Source organism: Chryseobacterium sp. 2TAF14 (genome assembly GCF_052115105.1).
In the GTDB taxonomy this organism is placed as follows: Bacteria; Bacteroidota; Bacteroidia; order Flavobacteriales; family Weeksellaceae; genus Chryseobacterium.
The window spans coordinates 1-5,710 of sequence record NZ_JBFRGA010000177.1 but is presented as its reverse complement, the minus strand read 5'-3'; the positions used below and the strand labels follow the sequence as shown (position 1 = coordinate 5,710).

Here is a 5,710-nt window from a genome sequence, read left to right as displayed (position 1 = left end):
GAATAAGGATTTAGGGTTAACAAAAAACTTTAAAATTTCTTTAAAAAACATTTGGTCGGTTAGAAATAAAGTTTTACTTTTGCACACGCAAATACGGAAGCGAAACTGACAGAAAGTAGCGACGTAAAAAAGCGGAAGAAGAGAGATCATTGAAATACAATATAACAACCAAGTAAGGAAAAACTAAAGCGTCAAAAAACTTTGAGTGAGTCAAGAACAAACATACAATGGAGAGTTTGATCCTGGCTCAGGATGAACGCTAGCGGGAGGCCTAACACATGCAAGCCGAGCGGTATTTGTCTTTCGGGACAGAGAGAGCGGCGTACGGGTGCGGAACACGTGTGCAACCTGCCTTTATCAGGGGGATAGCCTTTCGAAAGGAAGATTAATACCCCATAATATATTAGATGGCATCATTTGATATTGAAAACTCCGGTGGATAGAGATGGGCACGCGCAAGATTAGATAGTTGGTAGGGTAACGGCCTACCAAGTCAGTGATCTTTAGGGGGCCTGAGAGGGTGATCCCCCACACTGGTACTGAGACACGGACCAGACTCCTACGGGAGGCAGCAGTGAGGAATATTGGACAATGGGTTAGCGCCTGATCCAGCCATCCCGCGTGAAGGACGACTGCCCTATGGGTTGTAAACTTCTTTTGTACAGGGATAAACCTTTCCACGTGTGGAAAGCTGAAGGTACTGTACGAATAAGCACCGGCTAACTCCGTGCCAGCAGCCGCGGTAATACGGAGGGTGCAAGCGTTATCCGGATTTATTGGGTTTAAAGGGTCCGTAGGCGGATCTGTAAGTCAGTGGTGAAATCTCACAGCTTAACTGTGAAACTGCCATTGATACTGCAGGTCTTGAGTAAGGTAGAAGTGGCTGGAATAAGTAGTGTAGCGGTGAAATGCATAGATATTACTTAGAACACCAATTGCGAAGGCAGGTCACTATGTCTTAACTGACGCTGATGGACGAAAGCGTGGGGAGCGAACAGGATTAGATACCCTGGTAGTCCACGCCGTAAACGATGCTAACTCGTTTTTGGGGCTTTGGCTTCAGAGACTAAGCGAAAGTGATAAGTTAGCCACCTGGGGAGTACGTTCGCAAGAATGAAACTCAAAGGAATTGACGGGGGCCCGCACAAGCGGTGGATTATGTGGTTTAATTCGATGATACGCGAGGAACCTTACCAAGGCTTAAATGGGAATTGACAGGCGCAGAAATGTGCTTTTCTTCGGACAATTTTCAAGGTGCTGCATGGTTGTCGTCAGCTCGTGCCGTGAGGTGTTAGGTTAAGTCCTGCAACGAGCGCAACCCCTGTCACTAGTTGCCATCATTAAGTTGGGGACTCTAGTGAGACTGCCTACGCAAGTAGAGAGGAAGGTGGGGATGACGTCAAATCATCACGGCCCTTACGCCTTGGGCCACACACGTAATACAATGGCCGGTACAGAGGGCAGCTACCAAGTGATTGGATGCGAATCTCGAAAGCCGGTCTCAGTTCGGATTGGAGTCTGCAACTCGACTCTATGAAGCTGGAATCGCTAGTAATCGCGCATCAGCCATGGCGCGGTGAATACGTTCCCGGGCCTTGTACACACCGCCCGTCAAGCCATGGAAGTTTGGGGTACCTGAAGTCGGTGACCGTAACAGGAGCTGCCTAGGGTAAAACAAGTAACTAGGGCTAAGTCGTAACAAGGTAGCCGTACCGGAAGGTGCGGCTGGAACATCTCATTTTAGAGCGTTGAAGAACGTTAAACAAAATTAGTATCGCAAGATACATGTACTTACTTAAAGTTAAAGCTTTAGTTTTTTATTTGGTTGATATATAAAAAAATACAAAACCCACTAGAAATTAGTATAGGGAAGAGATTTTAGTAAAGAAGTTAGAGGTTAGAAATTAGAAGTTAGATTACTGGCAACTAAAAACCGACAACCAACAACTAAAAACAAAGTCTCGTAGCTCAGCTGGTTAGAGCGCTACACTGATAATGTAGAGGTCGGCAGTTCGAGCCTGCCCGAGACTACTAATTAAAATAGAGGTTAGAAACTAGAAATTAGAAGTTAGTTTTTTACTAATATCTAATAACTAACATCTAACATCTGACTAGAGGGGGAATTAGCTCAGCTGGCTAGAGCGCCTGCCTTGCACGCAGGAGGTCAAGGGTTCGACTCCCTTATTCTCCACAGATTGGATGGTTTATTATTAAAAAAGCAGATAGAGCCAAAAACAATATTTGCGGGATAAACTTGARATAGMATWAAGATCATTGACATTAACGGTAAAGACATCACAAAGAGAAAACCGAGCACTTATAAGTGCTTGAGTAACCTAAAAATAATAGGAAAGAAATCGTTAAGGGCGTATGGCGGATGCCTAGGCTTTCAGAGGCGACGAAGGACGTGGTAAGCTGCGAAAAGCTCGGGGGATTGGCACACACGAATTGATCCCGAGATGTCCGAATGGGGCAACCCGGCATGTTGAAGACATGTCACTTTAAATTTATTTAAAGAGCAAACCCGGAGAACTGAAACATCTAAGTACCCGGAGGAAAAGAAATCGAAGAGATTCCGTAAGTAGTGGCGAGCGAACGCGGATTAGCCCAAAAGTCTTTATATATTTAGAAGAATGTTCTGGAAAGAACAGCCATAGACGGTGATAGCCCGGTATTCGAAAGGTATACATAGATGATAAATGAGTATGGCGGGACACGTGAAATCCTGTCTGAATATGGGGGGACCATCCTCCAAGGCTAAATACTCCTGAAAGACCGATAGTGAACAAGTACTGTGAAGGAAAGGTGAAAAGCACTTCGAATAGAAGGGTGAAATAGAACCTGAAACCGTACGCCTACAAGCGGTCGGAGCACATTAATTGTGTGACGGCGTGCCTTTTGCATAATGAGCCTACGAGTTAATGTTACTAGCGAGGTTAAGGACTTCAGGTCCGGAGCCGGAGCGAAAGCGAGTCTGAATAGGGCGCTTAGTTAGTAGTATTAGACGCGAAACCTTGTGATCTACCCATGGGCAGGTTGAAGCTTTGGTAACACAAAGTGGAGGACCGAACCGGTTGACGTTGAAAAGTCTTCGGATGACCTGTGGGTAGGGGTGAAAGGCCAATCAAACTGGGAGATAGCTCGTACTCCCCGAAATGCATTTAGGTGCAGCGTCGTGAAAAAGTTTATTAGAGGTAGAGCTACTGATTGGATGCGGGGGAGTCAAATCCTACCAATTCCTGACAAACTCCGAATGCTAATAAATGTTCCACGGCAGTGAGGGCGCGGGTGCTAAGGTCCGTGTCCGAGAGGGAAAGAACCCAGACCAACAGCTAAGGTCCCCAAATATATGTTAAGTTGAAGCAACGCGGTTGGACTGCATTGACAGCTAGGATGTTGGCTTGGAAGCAGCCATTCATTTAAAGAGTGCGTAACAGCTCACTAGTCGAGCGGTCCGGCATGGATAATAATCGGGCATAAACATATTACCGAAGCTATGGATTTACAATCATGGGATTGTATCTGGTAGGGGAGCATTCTATTCGCACAGAAGCTGAGTCGYGAGGCTTGGTGGAGCGTATAGAAAAGAAAATGTAGGCATAAGTAACGATAAAGGGGGCGAGAAACCCCCTCACCGAAAGACTAAGGTTTCCTCAGCCATGCTAATCAGCTGAGGGTTAGTCGGGACCTAACGCGAACCCGAAAGGGGTAGTGGATGGACAATGGGTTAATATTCCCATACTTGCTCACGAATAAAGGGGACGGTTGGATGTAGCTGCTGAAGACTGACGGAATAGTCAAGGCCTAGCCTTCGGGCGAAGCTGCTGTAGTGTAATCCGATCCAAGAAAAGCCGAAGTGAAGCAACCCGTACCAAAACCGACACAGGTAGTCGAGGAGAGAATCCTAAGGTGCTCGAGTGAGTCGTGGCTAAGGAACTAGGCAAAATAGTCTCGTAACTTCGGAAGAAGAGACGCCAGCAGCAATGCTGGCCGCAGTGAAGAGGCCCAGGCGACTGTTTATCAAAAACACAGGACTCTGCTAAATCGAAAGATGCTGTATAGGGTCTGACACCTGCCCGGTGCTGGAAGGTTAAGGAAGGTGCTTAGCGTAAGCGAAGGCATTGACTGAAGCCCCAGTAAACGGCGGCCGTAACTATAACGGTCCTAAGGTAGCGAAATTCCTTGTCGGGTAAGTTCCGACCTGCACGAATGGTGTAACGATCTGGGCACTGTCTCAGCCACGAGCTCGGTGAAATTGTAGTATCGGTGAAGATGCCGATTACCCGCAATGGGACGAAAAGACCCTGTGAACCTTTACTATAACTTCGTATTGACTTTGAGTAAGTAATGTGTAGGATAGGTGGGAGACTATGAAGCGGGCACGCTAGTGTTCGTGGAGTCAACGTTGAAATACCACCCTTTACTTACTTGGAGCCTAACTTCTGCAAAGAAGGACATTGCGTGGTGGGTAGTTTGACTGGGGTGGTCGCCTCCAAAAGAGTAACGGAGGCTTTCAAAGGTACCCTCAGCACGCTTGGTAACCGTGCGTAGAGTGTAATGGCATAAGGGTGCTTGACTGTGAGACCTACAAGTCGATCAGGTGCGAAAGCAGGACATAGTGATCCGGTGGTTCCGTATGGAAGGGCCATCGCTCATAGGATAAAAGGTACTCCGGGGATAACAGGCTAGTCTCCCCCAAGAGCTCACATCGACGGGGAGGTTCGGCACCTCGATGTCGGCTCGTCACATCCTGGGGCTGGAGAAGGTCCCAAGGGTTGGGCTGTTCGCCCATTAAAGTGGCACGCGAGCTGGGTTCAGAACGTCGTGAGACAGTTCGGTCTCTATCTATTGCGGGCGTTAGATGTTTGAGAGGGCTTGATTCTAGTACGAGAGGACCGAATTGAACAAACCTCTGGTGTATCAGTTGTACCGCCAGGTGCACCGCTGAGTAGCTACGTTTGGAAGAGATAAGCACTGAAAGCATATAAGTGCGAAACTCGCCTCAAGATGAGACATCTTTTAAGGGTCGTGGGAGATGACCACGTTGATAGGCTACAGGTGTAAAGTTGGTAACAGCATAGCCGAGTAGTACTAATTACCCGTAGATTTATAGCCTAATATATAGGTAATGAGTGATAAGTAATGAGTAATTGATGAAAATTTTTATTAGTAATAATAAACATCCATCATCAAACACCCATCACCTCACATCAAGCCTTATAAGTGCAATCATGGTTTTGCCTTTGTGATGAAATTTACCGATAAAAAAGGTATCAGGAATTAGGTATCAGGATTTAGCTAAAAGCTAATCCCTAACACCTAAACCCTCAAACCTTATATACAACCTTTAGGGTGGTTTTAGCGGTGGGGCTCACCTGTTCCCATTCCGAACACAGAAGTTAAGCCCACCAGCGCCGATGGTACTGCGAATAGCGGGAGAGTAGGTCGCCGCCAGTTTTTTTTAAAAGTCTCATACATTTATTTGTATGAGACTTTTTTGTTATTAGCAATTAGTGTAATTTATAATTAATATTTTTGCTAATCACTAATCACTAATCACTAATCACTAATCACTAATCACTAATCACTAATCACTAATCACTAATCACCAATCCCTAATCCCTGATTGCTGTGTCGCTCCTCCGGAGCTTAAAGGTTTAACGGTGATTATATGAATTGCTACAAAGGTTATACTCCTCCGGAGTATTTT

The 5,710-nt window shown here is 46.0% G+C and carries 2 tRNA genes and 3 rRNA genes; all 5 read left to right on the top strand.

Annotation, left to right across the window (positions count from 1 at the left end):
- The first annotated feature begins 224 nt into the window (after positions 1 to 224).
- A 16S ribosomal RNA gene (locus AB4Y90_RS14900) occupies positions 225 to 1,741 on the top strand.
- 216 nt (positions 1,742 to 1,957) lie between these two features.
- Positions 1,958 to 2,031 (top strand) — tRNA-Ile (locus AB4Y90_RS14895).
- A gap of 86 nt (positions 2,032 to 2,117) precedes the next feature.
- Positions 2,118 to 2,191, top strand: a tRNA-Ala gene (locus AB4Y90_RS14890).
- 159 nt (positions 2,192 to 2,350) lie between these two features.
- Positions 2,351 to 5,115 (top strand): 23S ribosomal RNA (locus AB4Y90_RS14885).
- A 233-nt stretch (positions 5,116 to 5,348) separates the two neighbouring features.
- Positions 5,349 to 5,457, top strand: a 5S ribosomal RNA gene (gene rrf, locus AB4Y90_RS14880).
- The 16S, 23S and 5S rRNA genes sit together here with 2 tRNA genes alongside, the layout of an rRNA operon.
- The last annotated feature ends 253 nt before the right edge of the window (positions 5,458 to 5,710 follow it).